The 20,734-nt window shown below is 67.2% G+C and carries 14 protein-coding genes and 1 tRNA gene; 7 read left to right on the top strand and 8 right to left on the bottom strand.

What is annotated here, in order from left to right:
- Positions 1-15 precede the first annotated feature (15 nt).
- Positions 16-98, bottom strand: a tRNA-Leu gene (locus Q2T94_RS18160).
- A gap of 356 nt (positions 99-454) precedes the next feature.
- Between Q2T94_RS18160 and Q2T94_RS18155 the strand changes: the two genes are divergently transcribed.
- Positions 455-1,675, top strand: a complete 1,221-nt coding sequence (locus Q2T94_RS18155) for a glycosyltransferase (RefSeq protein WP_264271265.1) — start codon at positions 455-457, stop codon at positions 1,673-1,675.
- Between the two features lie 33 nt (positions 1,676-1,708).
- On the opposite strand, the gene Q2T94_RS18150 is transcribed toward Q2T94_RS18155, so the two are convergent.
- The 4 genes from Q2T94_RS18150 to Q2T94_RS18135 form a co-directional block, all read right to left on the bottom strand.
- On the bottom strand, positions 1,709-2,653 hold the full coding sequence (locus Q2T94_RS18150) for an alpha/beta hydrolase (protein ID WP_302266057.1): 945 nt from the start codon (positions 2,651-2,653) through the stop codon (positions 1,709-1,711).
- Positions 2,654-2,742: 89 nt separating this feature from the next.
- On the bottom strand, positions 2,743-3,651 hold the full coding sequence (locus tag Q2T94_RS18145) for a MaoC/PaaZ C-terminal domain-containing protein (RefSeq protein WP_302266056.1): 909 nt from the start codon (positions 3,649-3,651) through the stop codon (positions 2,743-2,745).
- Positions 3,648-4,985: a 3-oxoacyl-ACP reductase gene (locus tag Q2T94_RS18140; RefSeq protein ID WP_302266055.1), complete on the bottom strand. Its 1,338-nt coding sequence runs from the start codon at positions 4,983-4,985 to the stop codon at positions 3,648-3,650. Before Q2T94_RS18140 ends, Q2T94_RS18145 begins: the two co-directional genes overlap by 4 nt.
- A gap of 2 nt (positions 4,986-4,987) precedes the next feature.
- Positions 4,988-6,286, bottom strand: coding sequence for an acetyl-CoA C-acetyltransferase (locus Q2T94_RS18135; protein WP_264271261.1), 1,299 nt, complete (start codon positions 6,284-6,286; stop codon positions 4,988-4,990).
- A 69-nt stretch (positions 6,287-6,355) separates the two neighbouring features.
- On the opposite strand from Q2T94_RS18135, the gene Q2T94_RS18130 reads away from it, so the two are divergent.
- Together Q2T94_RS18130 and Q2T94_RS18125 are read left to right on the top strand one after the other, a co-directional pair.
- Positions 6,356-7,069 (top strand): TetR/AcrR family transcriptional regulator, encoded by a 714-nt coding sequence (locus Q2T94_RS18130; RefSeq protein WP_264271260.1) that lies wholly within the window; start codon positions 6,356-6,358, stop codon positions 7,067-7,069.
- A 131-nt stretch (positions 7,070-7,200) separates the two neighbouring features.
- Positions 7,201-9,264, top strand: coding sequence for an acyl-CoA dehydrogenase family protein (locus Q2T94_RS18125; RefSeq protein ID WP_302266460.1), 2,064 nt, complete (start codon positions 7,201-7,203; stop codon positions 9,262-9,264).
- Between the two features lie 97 nt (positions 9,265-9,361).
- Here Q2T94_RS18125 and Q2T94_RS18120 read toward each other — a convergent pair whose 3' ends face one another.
- Both Q2T94_RS18120 and Q2T94_RS18115 read right to left on the bottom strand, forming a co-directional pair.
- Complete coding sequence (locus Q2T94_RS18120) at positions 9,362-10,006, bottom strand: maleylpyruvate isomerase family mycothiol-dependent enzyme (RefSeq protein ID WP_302266054.1); 645 nt, start codon at positions 10,004-10,006, stop codon at positions 9,362-9,364.
- Positions 10,007-10,399: 393 nt separating this feature from the next.
- Complete coding sequence (locus Q2T94_RS18115) at positions 10,400-11,185, bottom strand: VOC family protein (RefSeq protein ID WP_302266053.1); 786 nt, start codon at positions 11,183-11,185, stop codon at positions 10,400-10,402.
- 54 nt (positions 11,186-11,239) lie between these two features.
- On the opposite strand from Q2T94_RS18115, the gene soxR reads away from it, so the two are divergent.
- The 3 genes from soxR (at position 11,240) to Q2T94_RS18100 (ending at position 15,299) form a co-directional block, all read left to right on the top strand.
- The gene (soxR, locus tag Q2T94_RS18110) at positions 11,240-11,722 is read left to right on the top strand and encodes a redox-sensitive transcriptional activator SoxR (RefSeq protein WP_302266052.1); all 483 of its coding nucleotides are present in this window, start codon (positions 11,240-11,242) and stop codon (positions 11,720-11,722) included.
- Positions 11,723-12,492: 770 nt separating this feature from the next.
- Positions 12,493-13,302 (top strand): PspA/IM30 family protein, encoded by an 810-nt coding sequence (locus tag Q2T94_RS18105; protein ID WP_302266051.1) that lies wholly within the window; start codon positions 12,493-12,495, stop codon positions 13,300-13,302.
- A 482-nt stretch (positions 13,303-13,784) separates the two neighbouring features.
- Positions 13,785-15,299 carry an SDR family NAD(P)-dependent oxidoreductase gene (locus Q2T94_RS18100; RefSeq protein ID WP_264271255.1) on the top strand — a complete coding sequence of 505 codons (1,515 nt, stop codon included), beginning with the start codon at positions 13,785-13,787 and terminating at the stop codon, positions 15,297-15,299.
- Positions 15,300-15,336: 37 nt separating this feature from the next.
- Here the strand turns inward: Q2T94_RS18100 and Q2T94_RS18095 are convergent, their stop codons facing one another.
- Positions 15,337-17,775 carry a PEP/pyruvate-binding domain-containing protein gene (locus tag Q2T94_RS18095; RefSeq protein ID WP_302266050.1) on the bottom strand — a complete coding sequence of 813 codons (2,439 nt, stop codon included), beginning with the start codon at positions 17,773-17,775 and terminating at the stop codon, positions 15,337-15,339.
- A 290-nt stretch (positions 17,776-18,065) separates the two neighbouring features.
- Here Q2T94_RS18095 and pepN point away from each other — a divergent pair, with 290 nt between their 5' ends.
- Positions 18,066-20,723, top strand: coding sequence for an aminopeptidase N (pepN, locus tag Q2T94_RS18090; protein WP_302266049.1), 2,658 nt, complete (start codon positions 18,066-18,068; stop codon positions 20,721-20,723).
- Positions 20,724-20,734 lie beyond the last annotated feature (11 nt).

Here is a 20,734-nt window from a genome sequence, read left to right as displayed (position 1 = left end):
TCGGGGGTTGATCCGTGCGAAGGAGGGGACTTGAACCCCCACCCACTTACGTGGACTAGCACCTCAAGCTAGCGCGTCTACCATTCCGCCACCCTCGCTGGTGGCCGCTGCACCGGAAGAAGTTCGTGAAGAACTTTGTTTCCGTTGTCCGCGGCGAGATAAGACTCTAGCACGGGTTTGGGGCGCACTTCAATTCGGGGGTTCCATTGGCTAAAAACCCCGGGTTTACAAGGCTATTTGCGCCCGTTGGGGCGAAAAACCCCGCACCACCGCGTAGTTTGTGAGCAGGGTCATATCGATCGGAACAAATGCGTGATTCTCTCCCGTTCGGACAATAGGCTCTGCGGTGAGTGGCGTTGCGTAGGATGATGGTGTTTGCCAGCCCGATCACCACACGTGGCGGCACGCCAGCACCCTTGAACCAACCAGCGCGTTAGTAGGCGACCGAGCACCGATGTCCACAACCACGACCCCTCCCAAGCGCATCGCGATGATTTCGTTGCACACCTCTCCGCTGGAACAGCCGGGGTCCGGGGACGCCGGCGGAATGAACGTGTACATCCGCCATCTGTCACTCGCGCTGGCCGAGCAAGGGGTTTGTGTCGATGTCTTTGTCCGCGGCGCCGGTGAAACCCGCGCCGTCGAGGTGGCGCCCGGATTCACCTGCCACGAGGTGCAGGCAGGACCCGCCGGCAAGCTCAGCAAGGAGGAACTCGCCGAGCACCTGGACGACGTGGCACTGGCGATCCGGCACTATGCCGCCACGCTTGCCCCCTACGACGCGATCCACTCGCACTACTGGCTCTCCGGAATCGTCGGGCTGCACCTGCGCGATGCGTGGCAGGTTCCGCTGGTGCACACCATGCACACCATGGGGAAGGTCAAGAAGATCTCGGCGCAGACCGAGGAATCCGGTGCCCGCATTCGCGGCGAAATGCTCTTGTGCGAACAGGCAGACCGGCTCACTGCCAACACGCCGGCCGAGGTCGAGGAATTGATCCACCTCTATGGCGCCGACGCGAAAACGCTGGACGTGGTGGAGCCGGGCGTGGACCTCGGCGTCTTCAACCCCGGGGTGTGCGAGCACCCCGGGAGCGCGCCGAATTCGCTGCGCGTTCTCTTCGCCGGCCGCATCCAGAAGCTCAAGGGCCCACAGATCCTGGTGCGGGCCCTCGGCATCCTCGCCCGCGAACGGCCCGACCTGGACGTGAGGCTCTCGGTCATCGGGGCGCGCTCGGGGTCCAAGGAGCTGAACCTGCAAAAGCTCGTCGAGGCCGAAGCGGTGGAGCACCTGGTGAGTTTCTCGCTGCCGATGCCCGCCGCGCATCTGGCCGAGGCCTTCCGCAGCACGGACGTGGTGGCCGTGCCTTCCTACAGCGAATCCTTCGGCCTGGTGGCCCTCGAGGCGCAGGCCTGCGGAACCCCGGTGCTGGCCCATCGCGTTGGCGGGCTGCCCTATGCCGTGCAGGACGGGCGCACCGGCATCCTGGTCGATGGTTCCGAGCCTGCCGCGTGGGCCGTGGCACTGGCCAAGCTGGCGACCGACGAGCCGCTGCGCCGACGCCTGGGTCGGCAGGCTGCCGAATTCGCCGCGGCGCACGGCTGGGAACAAACGGCCGCCGCCGCGCTGTCTTCCTATTCCGGTGCGATGCTGCGCCCGGCCGGCGGTCGCTGAATCCCGAAGCGGTCCCGAGGGACCGCGTGTCCCTCAGCCCGGCGTCGCGTCTTGGCCGGATGCCGCGTCGGTAAGCACTTCCTCGAGGCCGTCCAGAAGGTCCTGCAGCCCGGGTTCCTCGAGGGGGAAATGGCCGCAACCGCGCAACGCCCGGCTGCCGGTGGGGCCGGGCAGGGTACGCAGGGTGCGCTCGCTCAGTGCCTTCGGTGTCCACTGATCGAGTTCCGGGTGCATGAGGTGCACCTCGAGCGGCACGGTTCGGGCCTGGGTGTGCGGGTGCCGCAGATAGGAAGCGAAGAACCCCAGCGGCAGCCATGCGCCGCCTCCCCGTGGATCCCTGGCGCAGAGGCGCCCCAACGCGGGGTCCCGGCCCATGCGCGCCAGGTCGGCAATCCAGGAAATCTTCACCGGGATCCGGGCCACGGGTCCCCTCACCAACGAGAGCAACGGCATGAAGGGCGTCGCGAAGGACCCGAAGCGCGTTAGGGCCGCCTGGGTCCCCCGATCCCGCGGATCCAGCAGGCAGGTGGCGATGACCGCGGCGACGCCGTGAGAGGCGGCAGCCGCCTGAACAGCAAGGAACCCGCCAATGCTTGCACCGAAGAGCACCACGGGCCGTCCGTCGTCCTCGGCCGTCAGCAGGTCAACCAGCAGTGCGATCCAATCCTCGTACACCACCGTGTGGCGCGATCCCGTGACGGTTCTCCCGTACAGCGGCAGGTCGACGGCGGTGATGTCGACCCGGCCGCCGGCCAGAAGGGCGGCGACGGGCCAAAGCGCTGCGCCATGGGCTCCCGCGCCGTGGACGACAAGCAAGCGCACCGCGGCGTCCGGATTTCTGAACCTGGAGAGGTGGACCCGATGGTTCTTCCAGAACCACCACGTCGAGTCCGGGGAAACAAGCGGCAGTCGCCTGCCAGGCGGGAGGAAGTCCGCGTAGTCTTCGATGCCGATCTCGACTGGTCGACGCTTCTGCATGGCGGGCTGCACCTTTCGACGGGCCGGGAACAACTCGAGTCTTCCACAAAGCCCCCCACCAGTTCCCGGCCCGCGGTGTGTTGCCTGACCTAGTCCCCGGCGGGCGGCACCTTCCCGTGCGCGGCGACCGATCCGCTGAAGTGCGGCTTGCCGCTGCGCGCACCCCACCCGCTGAATGTCGTTTCACGCTCGCCGACCCGGATGGCCACATCGACGCTCGAGGGCAGGAACACCGGGGTGGCGAACTCGATCCCCCAGTCATAGCCGACACCGTGCGGTGCCGCTGAAGCCAGCGCGCGCCCGGCCAGGTACATGCCGTGGGCGATCGCGCGATTCATGCCCAGTGCCCGGGCCGAGGCCGCCGAGAGGTGGATCGGGTTGTAGTCGCCCAGCACCGCCGCATAGGCGCGCCCCGTATCGGCGGCAAGCCTCCACGACGCCGTGCGTTCCGGATTGTCCCGCGGCGGCCTCGGTGCCGCAGGGGCGCTCGGCCTGGCCCCGGGCCACACCCCGCGTGCCAGATAGGTGGAGACCCCGCGCCACACCACATCGGCACCCTCGCCGGCCTCGACCACCAGGTCAAGCTGGGTGCCGGCGCGGTGCTCGCGCAGGTTCACGGCACGGGCGGTGGCCCAGAGCGTGGCGCCCGGCGATATGGGCCGGAGGTGGGTGACCTGGTTGGCCAGGTGGACCATGCCCAGCAGCGGCAGCGGGAAGTCCTCGCGCACCATCACCGACATTGCCAGCGGGAACACCGTCCCGTGCACGAACACGCTGGGCAGCTCATCGCGCACCGTGTCCCCCATCAGCCGCTGGTAGGCAACCAGCTTGGCCGCATCGACCTGCAAGCCCTCCAGGTGGTGCTCGACCTCCGGCAGCGCGCCGCCCGCCGGCTTGGAACCCGGAAACAGGGCCGTAAGCCGCGCGCCGGCGGCCTTGGCATAGAGCGATCCGAGCGACGGGGAAGCATCGAGCACCACCCGCGTGTGCGCGCTCATGCCCCCACCAGCGACTGCCCGCACACCCGAAGGGTGCGTCCGTTGATGCCCGCCGCCGCGTCGGAAGCGAGGAAGCCGATGGCCTCTGCGACATCGACAGGCAGCCCGCCCTGCATCAGCGAGGGCATGAGCATCCTGGCCACGGCACGCGTGGCCACCGGGATCCTGGCGGTCATGTCGGTCTCGATGAAGCCGGGCGCCACGGCGTTGATGCCGCCGCCCTTGGCCGCAAAGGCGGGTGCGGAGGCCCGCACCATGCCGATGACCCCGGCCTTGGACGCCGCGTAGTTGGTCTGCCCGCGGTTCCCGGCAATGCCGGAGGTCGAGGCCAGGGAGACGATGCGCAGCCCCGGCAGGTCGGCGGCGAGGAATGCCGCGTTCATGGCCAGCTGCGAGGAGATGTTCACCGCGATGACCGAATCCCAGCGCGCGGCGTCCATGTTGGCCAGCAGCTTGTCGCGGGTGATCCCGGCGTTGTGAATGACGATGTCCAGGTGCCCGTGCCGCGCCAGGGCGTGCTCGATGATCTTCTCCCCGGCGTCCGCGCGGGTCACGTCCAACTGCAAGGCGGTGCCGGAGACCTGGTTGGCGACCTTCGCCAGCGCGTCACCCGCGGCCGGGACATCGACCACCACCACGGTGGCGCCGTCGCGGTGCAGCGTGGCGGCAATGGCCGCACCGATGCCGCGTGCGGCACCGGTGACCACGGCGACCTTCCCGGCCAGTGGCCTGCCGAAGTCCTCCGGCAGTTTCCCCTCGGCAGAGTCGATGGCCAGGAACTGCCCGTTGACGTAGGCGCTGCGGCCCGAGAGCAGGAAGCGCAGGGCCGCCAGTGCCGAGGGTGCGGCGGGGGCAACGCCCTCGCCGAGCACGACCCCGTTGGCGGTGGCCCCGCCGCGCAACTCGCGGCCCACCGAGCGCAATGCACCGTCGATGCCCTGGCGCACGGCGGCGACCGCGGGTGCGTCGGTGGAAAGCGCGGCGCGGCTGATGCCCACCACGCGTCCGCCGGGGGCGAGCTGGCGCAGCGCCTGCCCGGCCGCGAGCATGGGCGCCGAGAGCCCCTCCGGGGCAACGAGATCGTCGAGCAGCAGGAGGATTCCGCCGAGCGTGGACACCCCGACGGCGTGCCGGCGCACGTCAAGGCCCCAGCCCAGCAGCGTGTCGGCGAGTTCCTGCGTGGAGGGCGAATTGCCCAGCAACAACAGTGGGCCGGGCAGCAACGGGGCGCCGGGCACGTGGCGGCGCAGGATCGAGGGGCGAGGCAGGCCCAGGGACTTGGCGAGCTTCTTGGTGAAGCCGGCGTTCACGAGCTCCAGGTACTTGTCGGCCATGATCAGCGTGCCTCCAGGATCGCCACGACGCCCTGCCCGCCCGCGGCGCACACGGAGATCAGGCCGCGGCCTGAACCCTTTTCGTGAAGCATCTTCGCCAGGGTGGCCACGATGCGACCGCCGGTGGCGGCAAAGGGGTGGCCGGCGGCCAGCGAGGAGCCGTTGACGTTGAGCTTGCTTCGGTCGATGGACCCCAGCGGAGCGTCAAGGCCCAGCTTGTTCTTGCAGAAATCTTCGTTTTCCCAGGCGGCCAGCGTGGAGAGCACGGTGCCGGCGAAGGCCTCGTGGATCTCGTAGAAGTCGAAGTCCTGCAGCGTGAGGTTGTTGCGCTTCAGGATCCGGGCCACAGCGTAGGCAGGGGCCATCAGCAGCCCCTCGGCACCGTGCACGAAGTCCACGGCGGCGGCCTCGAAGTCCACGAAGTTCGCCAGCATCGGCAGGTCGTTTTCGCGGGCGTACTCCTCGGAGCCCAGCAGCACCGCGGAGGCGCCGTCGGTGAGCGGCGTCGAGTTGCCGGCCGTCATGGTTGCCGCGGCTCCCAGGTTCCTGCCGAAGGCGGGTTTCAGGGTCGCAAGCTTTTCAAGGGTGGAGTCTGCGCGCAAGTTGTTGTCCCGGGAGACCCCGGCGAAGGGGGTGATGAGGTCGTCGAAGAAGTTCCTGTCGTAGGCGGCGGCCAGGTTCTTGTGGCTGGCCAGGGCGAGTTCGTCCTGCGCCTCGCGGCTGATGTCCCAGGCCTTGGTGGTGATCGCCTGGTGGTCGCCCATCGACAGGCCGGTGCGTGGCTCGCCGGTGCCCGGTGCGTTCGGCGCCAGGTCGCGGGGGCGGAATTTCGACAGTGCCTTGAGCTTGGCGCTGGTGGAGCGGGCGCGGGAGATATCCATGAGCACCGCACGCAGTCCGTCGGAGACGGCGATCGGTGCATCGGAAGTGGTGTCCACGCCGCCGCCGATGGCCGAGTCGATCTGTCCGAGCTTGATCTTGTTGGCCAGCGAGCCGATGGCCTCCATGCCGGTGGCGCAGGCCATCTGCACGTCGTAGGCGGGGGTTTGCGCGGAAAGGGAGGTGCCCAGCACGGATTCGCGCACCAGGTTGAAGTCCTTGGAATGCTTGAGCACCGCACCGGCGGCGACGGCGCCCAGGCGCTGTCCCTGCAGTCCGAAGCGTGCGATGAGTCCGTCAAGTGCGGCGGTGAGCATGTCCTGGTTGCTGGCCCTGGAATAGGCGCCGTTGGATCGTGCGAAGGGGATGCGGTTCCCGCCGATGACGACGGCCGGACGAATGGCTTGCAATGGTTCGGACATGCTGTGGGGCTCCTGGCGCAGATGTGAGATGGGTTACTGATACCCAGCGTACCTGATACGCTGGGTAACGTGAAGAACCCAACCACCGAAGTCCCCATGGCACAGCAGGGCGATACCGGCACCGACCGCCGCTCGGCACGCTGGGACGCACACCGCACGGCCCGCCGCATCGAACTGATCAAGCTCGCCCGGCGTGCAATTCACGAGTTGGGGCCCAACGCCTCCATGGAGGACATCGCCGCGCACGCCAACACCAGCAAGCCGGTGTTCTACCGCTACTTCGGCGACAAGGACGGCTTGCGCCACGCAGTGGGCGAATTCGTCATCCAGCGCTTCCGTGCCGGGGTCATCGCTGCAGGACGCAAGTCAAACGGCAACGGCGAGGCCCTGCATGCCATGATGCTCGCCTACCTGCAGATGGCCTCGAACTCGCCCAACATCTACTTCTTCGTCACCGCCAGCCCCTCGGTCGACGTGCTCACCGACCCGGCCGGTGCCGGTGGCCGGATGCGCGAGGGCGCGCTGAACGACTTCTTCGACGAACTGACCTCGATGATGCGCGAACGCATGCACGCCTACATGGGAATCGCCCCCGGTCAGCTTGCCAGCCCCGCCCTTGAGCTCTGGCCGCGCGCCTCCATCGGCATGGTGCGGGCCGCCGGCGAGTTGTGGCTGCGCGCACCGGAGACCAAGGAACGGCCCGGCATCGAGGAACTCGCCCAAAGCATTGCCGACTGGCTCACGCACGGCGTGGCCCACCAGGCGCAAGCAGAACGACCCTGAACGCAACCACATGGCCGCCGACAACGGCACACACAGACGCCGGCACCAACCACTACGAACCCCAAGACAGTTACCCCGCACCGCGAGGGCAGCGCAACCGAAAGGCAGATACGCCAGTGACCCAGGAACAAATGACCCTTGACACCGCAGACGCCACCGTCGATGTGGCGGCCCTCGGCGAACAGCTGCTGGGCCGTTGGGCAGCCATCCGCAAGGAAGCCCGCGCCCTGGCCGGCACCGAGGCCGTGCGCGGCATCCCGGGCCTGGGCATGGACGAGCACCGCGAACGCGTCTTCTCCCAGCTGCACGAGCTGGTCAACGCCAAGGCCGTGCACCGCGCCTTCCCCAAGCGCCTGGGCGGGGAGGACAACCACGGCGGATCCGTCGCCAGCTTCGAGGAACTGGTCACCGCCGACCCGTCCCTGCAGATCAAGGCCGGGGTCCAGTGGGGGCTGTTCGGCTGCGCGGTGCTGCACCTGGGCACCAAGGAGCACCACGACAAGTGGCTGCCGGGCATCATGTCCCTGGAAATCCCCGGCGCCTTCGCCATGACGGAGATCGGGCACGGCTCGGATGTCGCTTCCATCGGCACCACCGCCACCTACGACCCGGACACGCAGGAATTCGTGATCAACACGCCCTTCAAGGCGGCCTGGAAGGAATACCTCGGCAACGCCGGCGTCCATGGCAAGGCGGCAACCGTGTTCGCCCAGCTCATCACCGGCGGGGTAAACCACGGCGTGCATGCCTTCTACGTTGACATCCGCGACGAGAACGGTTTCCTGCCCGGAGTCGGCGGCGAGGACGACGGGCTCAAGGGCGGGCTCAACGGCATCGACAACGGCCGGCTGCACTTTACCGACGTGCGCATCCCCCGCACCAACCTGCTCAACCGCTACGGCGACGTCACCGCGGACGGCACCTATTCCTCGCCGATCCACTCCCCCGGCCGCCGCTTCTTCACCATGCTCGGCACCCTGGTCCAGGGCCGCGTTTCCCTGGACGGGGCCGCCACCGCGGCCTCGAAGATCGCCCTGCAGATCGCGGTGACCTACGCCAACCAGCGCCGCCAGTTCAACGCCTCCTCGGATACCCGGGAGGAAACGATCATGGACTACCAGCGCCACCAACGCCGGCTGATCCCCCGACTGGCCCGCACCTACGCCGCTTCATTCGCCCACGAGGACCTGCTGGAAAAATTCGACGGGGTGTTCTCCGGAACCACTGACACCGACGAAGACCGCCAGGACCTGGAAACCCTTGCCGCTGCATTGAAGCCGCTGAGCACCTGGGACGCCCTGGACACCTTGCAGGAGGCCCGCGAGGCCTGCGGCGGCGCCGGATTCATTGGCGAAAACCGATTCACCTCCCTGCGCGCGGACCTGGACATCTACGTCACCTTCGAGGGCGACAACAACGTACTCTTGCAGCTGGTCGGAAAGCGACTGCTCACCGACTACGGGCAGGAATTTCGCAAGCTCGACGCCGGGGTCCTGGCCCGCTACGTCGTCAAGCAGGCCGAGAACGTAGCACTGCACCGCACCGGGCTGCGCTCGGTTGGCCAGGCCTTCGCGGACACCGGGGATGAGCGCAAGAGCGCGAACTTCTTCAAGGACGAGGCCAACCAGCGCGCGCTGCTCACCGACCGGATCAACACCATGGTCGCGGAGATCGCCGACGCGTTGCGCGGGGTCTCCACCAAGGACCGCGCTACCGCGGCTGCCGCCTTCAACGAGAAGCAGGACGCGCTCATCGCCGCTGCCCGCGCGCATGGCGAACTGCTGCGCTGGGAAGCCTTCACCCGGGCCCTGGCCCAGACCACGGATGCAGGCACCCGCACGGTGCTGACCTGGCTGCGAGACGTATACGCGCTGTCCCTGATCGAGGGGAACCTCGGCTGGTACCTGATGAACGGACGCCTGTCGATGCAGCGTGCCCGCACCCTTTCCGGATACATCAACATCCTGCTGGACCGATTGCGCCCACATGCCCAGGGTTTGGTCGATGCCTTCGGCTATGGCCCAGAGCACCTTCGGGCGAAGATCGCCGACGGGTCCGAGCAGGAGCGCCAGGACGAGGCGGCCGAATATTATCGTCGGCTGCGCGCCAGCGCGGATGCCCCCGTGGATGAGAAGGTGCTGATCGCCAGGGAAAAGGCAGCCAAAAAGGCAGCACACGAGGCGGCCAAGAAGTAGTCGCCGGCACGCGCTCCCGACGGGAGGGCGGCGCGGACCAACGGGCAAGCAACTGCCCCGGCCCGCGCCGCCCTTTCGGGTTTGTTGCAGGTTGCGTCTAGCCGCGCGTTCTTTCCACGAACGCTTCGGCTCCCGGACCGGTGAGTTCGTCGGGGGCAACGGGCCTCCCCGAGACCGCCAGGAGCAGGGCGATCGCCTTCCCGTGAACTTCCTGGCCGGCACCGTGCCCGAAGGTCGTGTCGGTGGCAACCAAGGTGTATCCCGCGGCACGTTCCTTCCCGCCGCCCATCTTGACGCTCGTCCGCAGTTGGTAGGCCAGGGCCTTGGCGACAGGGGAAGCCGGATAGTCGCCGCGCATACCCAGCGGACGACGAATGTCTTCCCCATGCACGAACGCCTCGACCAGTCGCGTGGCCGGTGCCGCAGGCGGGGTGCTCGTGCGCCCGAGCACATCGCGGAACCCGGCCAGGGTTTGGGCAGGGTCTACGCACCGCTGCGTGGCGATGCCGACGGCGTTGTCCTTGTCAAAATCGAAGCCCGCAAGGACCATGCGCCGGATAAATCCCCACCTCGTGGTCTTGGCGGAGTCGGTCAAATGGGCCAGTACGTCGTGAACATCCCAACCTGGGCACAATGACTGTGTCTCCCACTGTTTTGCCGACAGGTTCTCCAGATCGCGGAGCAACGCCAGCCTCTCGTCGTGCACCACGGGCCAGACTTCGGGGTTGTGTCGCGGGGTCATGGAACCACCAAAGCAGCAGTGCGCCGGATTGGCAAGAAAGCGGAGCGCAGGTCGGCACCGTGCACCAGCGGCGACGTGCGGAACTCCCTTGGCGGGAGGCCGCACGATACCGACAAGCCATGGTTTTCGGAACGCCCAACAGGTAGCCCACACGGTAAACCAACGTTCCATTTCACGCCGCCTCACCCGACAGGGGCTGCGCGGCTGTCGACCTTCCCGTGATTCTCAATTGACCATCGTGTCGTGGGCGAATCGACTCCGCATGGCTCAAACTAGAGAGCATCTAGTGGAGACGGAAAGCTACCCGCTGATTATCGAAATTCCTGGGGCGGGATCCACTCGGGATTTACTCGCTCGTGACTCGATCTGAACGGTGAGGGACCCCCGGGCTGGTCACGATGATTCCGTGGGGAACCACACCCGCTCCCGGTGCACAACGATCAGGAGACCATCATGGCCACCCATGGATGCGAAGGTGCTGGAGCAATCGTAAAAGTTGGGGATGGCCAACTCCTCGGACAGCGTTGCCACGGCGTCCAGCACGTCTTCAACGCCGAGGCCGACTTCACTGATCGACAAGATTCTCGGGTTGTCACCCTTGCTGGAATCAGTGCACGTGTCCGCGGCGCGGGCAATGAATTCCAGGATGATGCCTTCGGGACCGAGAAAATACAAGGAGCGGGAATTCCAATCATCCGGGCCAGGGATGATCTCGGAGCCGTCCGCCTGGAATAACGACACGCGACGGGCTAGCCATTCGTGCGCCCGTTCAAACTCTGAGGGCAGGATTCCGAATGCGAGGTGATGGACGCCGTCAAAACCATCCCCCGCGGCCATCGATAGTCGGCTTGAGCCAATGACGACATCTGCGCCGACGGGCGTCCATTCGACCGGCAGCAGCAGGGTGTCGCGGTAGAACTGCACTGCCATCGCGAGGTCACTGACCGTGATGGATACGTTTCGGATTTTCATTTGTGAAATGCCTTTCGTTGGGAATCGGTACTGCGGCATGCCGTTGAAGTTAGATGATTCTTGGGCCGTAACCTCCAGCCAAATGAATCCGGTTTGATTCGTGCGGCAGAAGGATGCGTTGATCGGCTGGAGACACTTCCCGCGTCGAGCTGTTTCCTGGGCAGCCTCAATCTCAGTGGTTGTTTGCGGGCGGCGCGTACGCACCATGGAACTAGCTAAAGCTAACTAGAGGTCAAGCTGGGGGCCTGACAACATGAGCACATGAGCACCGCCAAACCCAAGAGCATGCTGCCTATCGGTGAAGTTGCGAGCAGGGCAGGAGTTTCGGTGCCTACCGTGAGGTACTACGAATCTCGAAACCTCATCACCTCTGAACGAACGGCCGGCAACAAGCGCGTCTTTGGCCGCTACACCCTGCGGCGATTGGCCATCATTGCCGCAGGACAACGAGTAGGTCTCACCCTGGCGGAGATTGCAGAGGCACTGGCCGAACTCCCCTCGGACAAGGCGCCGACCCAGGACGATTGGCATCAACTCAGCACGCACTGGGCGCTCTTGGTGGCACAAAGAATCCGCCAGCTGGAAAAACTCCAAGGATCACTTGACGATTGCATCGGCTGCGGTTGCCTCTCCCTCGCGAAGTGCCACCTCTTCAATCCTCAAGACGAGGCGGCATCTGAAGGCCCGGGTTCGCGTTGGGTTCGAAGGAGCGTGGACGACGACGGAAAAGGTGCCAACGGTTGAACGCCGTCTCCTGCCCTCAGGAAGTCCCTGTCGCTGTTGCCAGACTTGCAGTTCCTGACGAGCGGCGCCGCAGTGCGTCAGTCAACAACCGATGCGCTTTTGGTCGTTTTGCGTCCGCCGGGGTTGTTGCCTTGGGAGCGCCGTGCCCCTCAAATAGGGGGGGGCGACACCTGTTTTCCCACGTGACCGAGGGCTTGAGTGACCCCCTCAAGAAGGGGATGTGGCACCATTACTAGCTTTTCACAAGGTTCATTGGTCATGCTGATTTCACGGTCTGATTAGGGACAACAATCCCAGTCACGGTTTGCGAACTGCTGGTTGGGTCACCGATTAAACCGTTCGGCTCGATGCGCGGACTCCCCCCACCCCGCGCAATTGGGTCGGGCGCAATCCCGCGTGGGGATGCTGCGCAGGCGAGGGTCCCGTTTCCGAAAGGCGGGACCCTCGTTGCTGGGCACGGCCGAGCCGGCCTCAATTTGTGGAGGCGAAACTGCGGACGGGGAAGAAAGCTGCTCGTGGGAAAGACTTTCGCAAGTTGTTTTCGGGTTGGCGGCCTATGGGATAGTTGGGCGTGATGGCGCTTCCCGGGATCCTTCCACTCGTGGAACCAGAATCGCGGGGTCGGCTGTGGGAATCTATGATCGCGTTCGGAAAAGGACTGACATTCTGTGGTCTGGGGGTCGGACGAACAACAATGGTCTTCGGTTGGGCCGGTTCAAGCCGTCGCATAGAATTGATGCAACGCGGCTTATGAAAGGGCGATACACCCCATGAAGAACTCAATTTTTTCACGACTGTTTCGAATCGGTAAGTCCAACGCCAACGCTGCGCTGGACGCTCTCGAAGATCCGCAGAAGATGCTGGACCAGCAGGTTCGCGACTACACCAACAACATCGCCCAGGCCGAAACCGCCGTCGCACAGACAATCGGCAACCTGCGCATGCTGGAGGACGACTACAAGATCGCCCTGAACGATGCACGCGAGTGGGGCCAGAAGGCATTGGCTGCCTCCAACAAGGCCGAGGAATTCACCACAGCCGGCGACAGCACCAATGCCGAGAAGTTCAACAAACTAGCGACCCTGGCCATCCAGCGCCAAATGGCCAGCGAGAAGCAGGCAAGCAACGCCGAACCGAACATCGCCTCGCAGCGCGAGATCGTGGAGAAGCTCAAGACCGGGCTGAACACCATGGGCACCAAGCGCCAGGAGCTGGTTGCCAAGCGCGACGAGCTGGTGGCACGCGCCCGCAACGCCAAGACCCAGGGCCAGATGATGGACGCGGTCAAGGCCCTGGACATGAACGACCCGACCTCGGAGATCAACCGGTTCGAATCCAAGATCCGCGCCGATGAGTCGCGCGTGCGCGGCGCGGCGGAACTCGCCGCATCCTCCCTCGATGCACAGTTCGCTTCCCTCGAGGACCTGGGTGAGGCCACCGAGGTCGAGGCCCGTTTGGCGGCGATGAAGGGCGAAAGCAACATCCTGGAGCAGGGAACCGCCGCTCCGGCGATCGACGAAACCGTGGCCCCCTCGGAAATCGAGGCCCGCCTGGCGGCCCTGAAGGCCAAGAACCAGTAAACCTTCGCGAAGACCATGGCCCAATGTCGGGACCCGTTTGTGGCGGATGCGACCTATTCGTATCCGCCACGTTTCCTGTAGCGGAAAGGCATCGTCGGCGGATACACAAATGGCGTTGGCCTAAACGGCATCAGCATAACGAGCAGGCGAAGTCCGGCCGTCTCCACCAAACGGCAACGTGGCCACCTTCGGCGTCGAACGTTGGAAACCACTTGATGCGTTTCGGTATATACCAAGGTCGCCTCTGCGAAGGCGTTGGCGCGTTCGTTGCCGTCCTTGAAGATGGTGTGGACGGAGCCCCGGTCCTGCGCAGAGGCGTTCCGCAATGACCGGGTCGCAGCCAGGTGCCCGTTGATTGCCTCGCTCACCTTCCACTTTAATAGTTGTTTCATAGGCCCGCACCGCCTGCACCGGTTTGCCCCGTGCCCGCCAAATCAGGCGTTCCGGCCACGGGGAGAGCTGCCGGTAGACTAGATGTCGACATGACTGAGAATTATCCTGCGGCCGATGCGGCCGGCAACGACGAGATTTTTACCGACGCCGAACTCCAGGCCGCCCTCAAGGTGCTGGGCCAGGTGCACCGCCTGGACGCCGAAGACGAGCGCCACGTTGCCGTGCGCCGGGCCACGGGAAAGATGTTCAAGGCCGCCAAGCGGCACCGCAAGAACGAGAAGCGCTCTGCCATCAACGCCGCCGACCGCGCCGTCGTTGAACGCACCGCCACGGGCTCCCCGCAGCGCCTGGATGACGAAACACTGGGTCTGGATCTGAGCACGCCGACCGAGGACCACACCGCCGGGGAGTACATCAAGCCGCGCGGCTGCTATATCTGCAAGCAGCGCTACACCACGGTCGATGCCTTCCACCACTACCTGTGCCCGGAGTGCGCCGCCGCCGGACGCGAACGCCGCGACGCCCGCGCCGACTTGACCGGCAAGCGCGCGCTGCTCACCGGCGGGCGTGCCAAGATCGGCATGCACATCGCCCTGCGTCTGCTGCGTGACGGCGCCCACACCACCATCACCACGCGCTTCCCGCGCGATGCCGCCCGCCGCTTCGCCGCGCTGGAGGACTCCGCGGACTGGATCCACCGCCTGCGCATCGTCGGCATCGACCTGCGCGACCCCTCCCAGGTGATCTCGCTGGCCGACCGCGTCGCCGCCGAGGGCCCGTTGGACATCCTGATCAACAATGCCGCACAGACCGTGCGCCGCACCTCGAACTCCTACCTGCACCTGGTCGAGTCCGAGAACCAGCCACTGCCGGCCGAACTCGAGTTCGCCGCCGGCGGCCCCGAGGTATGGGGCGAGGCCAATCCCCCGTCCGAGCACCCGCGCGCGCTGGCCAGCGCCTTTAGGCTGGAGGACTCGGCGCTGTTGGTCCCCGCCACCCCCACCACCTACGACGCGCAAGCGGTTGCCGAGCTCGCGATGACCGCCGGATCCGCCTCGCTGGAACGCATTGCCGCGGGCACCGCGATCGACGCCGGCGGGCTGGTGCCCGATGTGGTCACCGAGAACTCCTGGACGCAGATCCTGGGCGATGTCGACGCGCTGGAAATGCTCGAGGTGCAGCTGTGCAACGTCACCGCACCCTTCCTGCTGGCCTCGCGCCTGCGCCCGGCCCTGGCGGCGAGCGACGCGCACCGGAAGTACATCGTGAACGTCTCGGCCATGGAGGGGCAGTTCTCCCGCCGCTACAAGGGCGCCGGGCATCCGCACACCAACATGGCCAAGGCCTCGCTGAACATGCTCACGCGCACCAGCGCCGAGGAAATGCTGCAGACCGACGGGATCCTGATGACCGCGGTGGACACCGGCTGGATCACCGACGAGCGGCCGCACGATTCCAAGGTGCGCATGGTCGCCGAGGGCTGGCACGCGCCGCTGGATTTGATCGACGGCGCGGCCCGGGTGTACCAGCCGATCGTCGACGGGGAACGCGGCATCGACCTCTACGGCTGCTTCCTGAAGGACTACGAACCCTCCCCCTGGTAGGAAGACGCATGGTCCGGGCGCCGGCTCCGGGGAGGTGTCAGGGGCCCTCGCCGGCCGCGGTGATCCGTCCGGTGCCCCCGTCGACGGTGACGCGGTCCCCGTCGGCCAGCACCTTGGTGCCGGTGCGGGTTCCCATCACGGCGGGGATGCCGTAGTCGCGGGCCACGATGGCCGTGTGGGAACCCAGGCCACCGGTATCGACAACCACGGCCGCCGCCCGCTGGAAAAGCGGCGTCCATGAGGGGTTCGTGTACGGGCAAACCAGAATCTCCCCGGCCCGCAGTTCACCGAAGCCTTCCGGCCCCCGGATGACGCGCACGGTTCCGGTGGCGGTGCCCCGGCTTGCCGGGGTGCCCCTAAGCAATGCGTTGCCCTCCGGGGCGCGCGGGGCGAACGCCGCATCCAGATCCAACAGCGGGACACCGGCAAGTTCTTCCCGTTTGGCCGATCGCGCACGCACGATGCCGTGCCAACGTGCCGCCTCCCCGGGTGCCAGGGAGGCGGCACCGTCGATGGACGCGAGCTCCTCGAAGCGCAGATGGAACACCGCGTGGGCCTCGTCCAGGACGCCGGCGGAGCACAGCCGCGCTCCCAGCTCCAGCAGCGCCCGGCGCAGCGGCGGCAGTGCCATGGTCACGTAAAAGTGGCTGTCTTCCCGGAACCCCATCCCCCGCCGGGCGGCTTCCACGGATCCCAGCGCCCACGTGCGCAACCGGCGGCCGCGCAGGGCCCGGTGGCGCAGCAGGGACTCGAGTGCCTCGCCGGTTTGGTTGGTTGTCGCGGGAGGCTCGACCAGAAGCATCTTCACCAGCCCGAGCACGACGGCGGGGGCATCAATCCAGGTCGGGGAGCTGCTGAGCACCAGGCTGACGGTTTCCCGGTGGCCGTACTCGGCGAGGAAGTCGTCGAACTCCTTGCCGAAGGCGGCAAACTCCGGCTCGACCGACAACTGCTCCAGCAGCTCCCGGGGCGAAAGCCCGGCAAAGGCCCGGGCCAGGTCCACGTCGTTCCGGACCAGGCCGGCCAGGTGCTCCAGCACCTCGTTGCCCCGGGAGGTCTGGGTAGGGGCACCGGCGATCAAGGCCGAGGCCAGCCGGTGCTTGCCCAGGATCAACAACATCGCCCGGAGCCCGAGCTGGGGCAGGAACGCGCCCGGCAGGTAGGACACCCGCAGCTGGGTGACCAGCTCGGTGGCCCGCAGGGCGCGGCGGGCAAAGGCCACCACGGCCGCCCAGTCCAGCTGCCCCAGGTCCCGGGAATTGAGCTCGTCGATGTCCGCCAGGAAGGAGGCGAACCGCGCGTCCGCCCGCCAATTAGCCGGATCGAAGCGGCGCGCCCGCCGGATCACCGAGACTGGGGCCGCCAGCGTCCGCAGCGTCGGCCGCGGGGAGGGCACCACCAGCCGGCTGACCACCCCGTCCTCCTCGGGGAGCATTTGGCTCACGGAGGGGAAGCGGACCCCGAGGCTTCCGGCCATGGATTGCAGCATCCCCACGATCCCGAAGCGCAGCCATCCGGACACATCCAGCGGATAGGGACGTTCCTGGAACATCTCGATGAAGAACGGTCCCACCCGCCGCTGCAGGGGGTTCAGCACCACCGGTTCGGGAGGCAGTGCGGTCATCGGCCGCGACTGCAGCACCAGCACCTTGTCCCCGGACACCGCCCATTCCATGTCCTGCGGTGTCCCGAAGTGCTCGGTCGCCCGGCGGGAGATGCCCGCCAGCTCGGCCAGCCGCGCCTTGCCCAGGATCCGGCCGACGGACACCGTGCCCGGTTGCTGCCTGGTTCCGCCGCCGGATGCGGCCTCAACGACGGTTTCCGCCCCTCCCGGGCTCCAGTCCCGCAACCGTCCGGAGGCATCGAGGACGTAGTGCTCGGGCGTGACAAGGCCCGAGACGACCGACTCCCCCAGGCCCGCCGCCGCGTCCAGGACGGTCCTGTCCCGCCGGCCGGTTACCGGGTCGGCGCTGAACATGACACCGGCGACCTCGGCTGGCACCATCTCCTGGACGACGACGGCCATCCCCAGACCCCGCTCGTCGATGCCCCGGCGCGCCCGGTACGCAATGGCCCGATCCGTCCAGAGCGAGGCCCAGCACGCCACCACCGCCTTGAGGAGCGCAGCCTCCCCCGTCACGTTCAGAAAGGTGTCCTGCTGGCCGGCGAAGGCGGCACCGGGCAGGTCTTCGGCCGTGGCGCTGGAGCGCACGGCCACGGGACCGGAGCCCAACCGGCGGTAGGCGGCAATGATCTTCCCGGCAAGCGGGGCCGGAACCGCGACGGCGCCAACCGCCGTCCGGATGTCGTGTCCCGCGGCCCCGCCATCGAGCAGTGCCGAGATCCCGGACCGCAGCCCGGTGTCGTCGAGCATCGACGCAAACCCTGCGGTGCTGATGATGAAACCCGCCGGGACCGGCAGCCCGATCCGCAGCAGTTCCCCCAGGTTCGCGCCCTTCCCCCCCGGCCGCGGCAAGATCCCCGGCCCCGAAATCCTTCAGGTCGCCCACCTCCGGCGTTTCCCGGCGGTGGCGCGCCGCTTCACTGTGTCCTTCGAGCATGCCGATACCCTCAATCCGTTCCGGTTTCCGCGTGGGCCCGGCGCCACCGGGGAGTCCCGGACAGTGGTTTGAGTTCAAGCTAGCCGAGGGCACCGCAAAAAGACAGGTTCGTCCGTGGGCGCCGGCCCCGCCGCGTTGTGCGAAGCTCTCCGGGGCCCGGCATTGTCAAACGCTCGTTTCATGTTTGAATGGTCTGGTGGATCACATGCAGAGAACCCCCGGCCAGAATGAAAACCTGACACGCGACGAGGCCGCCTGGCGCGCCGGCACCCTCCGCATGGTCTCCTGTGAGGTGGACCTGGACCTTTCGACGGCGCAGGACCCCTCGGTGACCGGGTACCGCTCGCTGACCACGCTGTGCTTCACGGTCCACGGCACCACCGGCACCTTCATCGACTTCATCCACGAATCCGTCCAATCGATCACGCTCAACGGAGCCCCGGTGGACCCCGCCGAAGCCGTCGCCGGCTCGCGCATCTACCTGCACGGCCTGGCCGCGGGAGATGGCGAGGTGAACACCGTCGTCATCGATGGACACGCGAAGTACTCGCGCAGCGGCGAGGGCCTGCACCGCTACGTCGACCCGGCCGACGGCCAGACCTATTGCTACACGCAATTCGAACCGGCCGACGCCCGCCGCGTCTACGCCAACTTCGAACAACCAGACCTCAAGGCGCCGTTCACCTTCATCGTGCGCGCCCCGCATCACTGGCACGTGGCCTCCAACCAGTCCCCCGTCCGGGTGGACCAGCACGGCGACGGAACCGCCACCACGCACTTCGCCCCCACCCTGCCGATTTCCACCTACATCACCACGGTGCTGGCCGGACCCTACTTCGTGGCCACCGACACCTACAGCCGCACGCTGCCCGACGGCAGCGAACTGGCCATCCCGCTCAATGCCACCTGCCGCGCCTCGCTGGCCGCGCACTTCGACGCGGCGAACATCCTGGAGCTGACGAAGGCAGGGCTGGACTTCTTCCACGAGCTCTTCGACTACCCGTACCCGTGGGGCAAGTACGACTCCGCCTTCGTGCCCGAGTACAACCTCGGCGCCATGGAGAACCCCGGGCTGGTGACCTTCACCGAACACTATGTCTTCACCTCGCGCGCCACCGAGTCCCAGCACGAGGCCCGCGCGAACACCATCATGCACGAGATGGTCCACATGTGGTTCGGCGACCTGGTGACCATGGCCTGGTGGGACGACTTGTGGCTCAAGGAGTCCTTCGCCGACTACATCGGCACCCTGGCCAACGCGCAGGCCACCGAATTCGACACCGCCTGGGTGGCCTTCGCCAACCGCCGCAAGGGCTGGGCCTACGTGGCAGACCAGCTGCCATCCACCCACCCCATCGTCGCGGACATCGCCGACCTGGAGGCCGCGAAGCAGAACTTCGACGGCATCACCTACGCCAAGGGCGCCGCGGTGCTCAAACAGCTCGCCGCCTACGTGGGGGCCGATGCGTTCCGCGACGCCGCGCGCACCTACTTCCGCGCCCACGAATACTCCAACACCACCCTGGCCGATTTCCTTTCCGCGCTGGCCGCAGCTTCCGGACGGGACATGGGCGCCTGGTCCGACGCCTGGCTCAGGACCGCCGGGGTCCCGCGCCTGGGCATCGAGCTGGACATCGTCGACTCGAAGATCACCGCCGCGACGCTCACGCAGTCGGGCACCGACCCGATCACCGGCACCCCGATCGCCCACCCGCACGTACTGGACGTCGGGCTGTTCAACGTGGTCGACGGGGCGCTGGCCCGCACCGCATCCCACCGCGTGGAGCTGGCCGGAAGCACCGTGGCGCTCCCCTTCCTGCTCGGAGAGGCCCGCCCCGACTTGATCCTGCCCAACGACGGCGATGACACCTACGCGATGGTGGACTTCGATCCGGTCTCCCTGGCGACGTTGCTGGCGCACCTGGGCACGCTGTCCGATCCGCTGGCCCGCGCCAGCTGCTGGGCGGCACTGTGGAACATGGTGCGCGATGCGAAGCTGCCGGCCCCCGATTTCCTGGCCGCTGTGCGCTCCCACGCCGAATCGGTCACCGAGGTAGCGGTCTTCACGCAATTGCTGACCCAAGCCCGCACGGCCATCACCCATTACCTTCCCCCGGTGCTGCGCGATGCCGAGCGCGCGGCCCTGGCCGAGGCGATCACCGACTGGCTCGGCCGGGCGGAGCCGGGCAGCGACAAGCAGGTCGCCGCCGCCCGCGCACTGGCAGTGCTGGCCCGCGGCGGCGTCGCCGGGCCACTGGTCGACGCGCTGCTGGCCGGAGAGCAGCCACATCCGGGGCTGGAGCTGGACGAGGACCTGCGTTGGGCGCTGTGGCAGGCCAAGGCCGCCTCCGGCACGCTGGACGAGTCGGCGCTGGCCCGACTCGAGGCCGACGCCGCCGCGCACCCCTCGGCCGTGGCCACCTCCGGCCGCCTGCTGGCCTTGGCCGCGCGTCCGGAGCCCGCCGTGAAGAAGGCGTCATTCACCGCGGTGCTCACCGGGCGCGACGCGGATGGCTCGGCACTGTCAAACGAGGCGGTCTCCGCCATCGCGGCTGGCTTCCAGCTGGGCTCCCGGGAGCTGCTCGACGGGTATTACGTGCAGTACTGGCCGGAGCTGGCCGGGATCTGGGAATCGATGAGCATCGGCATGGCCACCCGCGTGATTGCCGGGCTCTTCCCCGCCGCCCAGGACCTGGGGGACGACGCGGTGCACCCGGTCATGGCACGGGTGGACGGCTGGCTCGCGGGGAATCCGGACGCCCCGGCGGCGCTGCGGCGCATCCTCTTGGAGGAACGCGACTACCTCTCCCGCGCCTTGGCCGCCCAGCGTCTCAGCGCCGGCCAACGTCTCGGCGCCGGCTAGCCTCCACCCCC

Origin of the sequence: Paeniglutamicibacter sulfureus, assembly GCF_030512175.1 — a bacterium.
In the GTDB taxonomy this organism is placed as follows: Bacteria; Actinomycetota; Actinomycetes; order Actinomycetales; family Micrococcaceae; genus Paeniglutamicibacter; species Paeniglutamicibacter sulfureus.
Note: the sequence above shows the minus strand (reverse complement) of the source record. Positions and strands in the feature narration are given on the sequence as shown.

Excerpts from the sequence above, each read along its gene's own strand:
- Q2T94_RS18105 (WP_302266051.1), top strand. The coding sequence starts at position 12,493 with ATGAAGAACTCAATTTTTTCACGACTGTTTCGAATCGGTAAGTCCAAC.
- Q2T94_RS18140 (WP_302266055.1), bottom strand. The coding sequence starts at position 4,985 with ATGGCCGACAAGTACCTGGAGCTCGTGAACGCCGGCTTCACCAAGAAG.
- Q2T94_RS18115 (WP_302266053.1), bottom strand. The coding sequence starts at position 11,185 with ATGGTGCGTACGCGCCGCCCGCAAACAACCACTGAGATTGAGGCTGCC.
- Q2T94_RS18150 (WP_302266057.1), bottom strand. The coding sequence starts at position 2,653 with ATGCAGAAGCGTCGACCAGTCGAGATCGGCATCGAAGACTACGCGGAC.
- Q2T94_RS18135 (WP_264271261.1), bottom strand. The coding sequence starts at position 6,286 with ATGTCCGAACCATTGCAAGCCATTCGTCCGGCCGTCGTCATCGGCGGG.
- Q2T94_RS18125 (WP_302266460.1), top strand. The coding sequence starts at position 7,201 with ATGACCCTTGACACCGCAGACGCCACCGTCGATGTGGCGGCCCTCGGC.
- Q2T94_RS18120 (WP_302266054.1), bottom strand. The coding sequence starts at position 10,006 with ATGACCCCGCGACACAACCCCGAAGTCTGGCCCGTGGTGCACGACGAG.
- soxR (WP_302266052.1), top strand. The coding sequence starts at position 11,240 with ATGAGCACCGCCAAACCCAAGAGCATGCTGCCTATCGGTGAAGTTGCG.
- Q2T94_RS18100 (WP_264271255.1), top strand. The coding sequence starts at position 13,785 with ATGACTGAGAATTATCCTGCGGCCGATGCGGCCGGCAACGACGAGATT.
- Q2T94_RS18155 (WP_264271265.1), top strand. The coding sequence starts at position 455 with ATGTCCACAACCACGACCCCTCCCAAGCGCATCGCGATGATTTCGTTG.
- pepN (WP_302266049.1), top strand. The coding sequence starts at position 18,066 with ATGCAGAGAACCCCCGGCCAGAATGAAAACCTGACACGCGACGAGGCC.
- Q2T94_RS18145 (WP_302266056.1), bottom strand. The coding sequence starts at position 3,651 with ATGAGCGCGCACACGCGGGTGGTGCTCGATGCTTCCCCGTCGCTCGGA.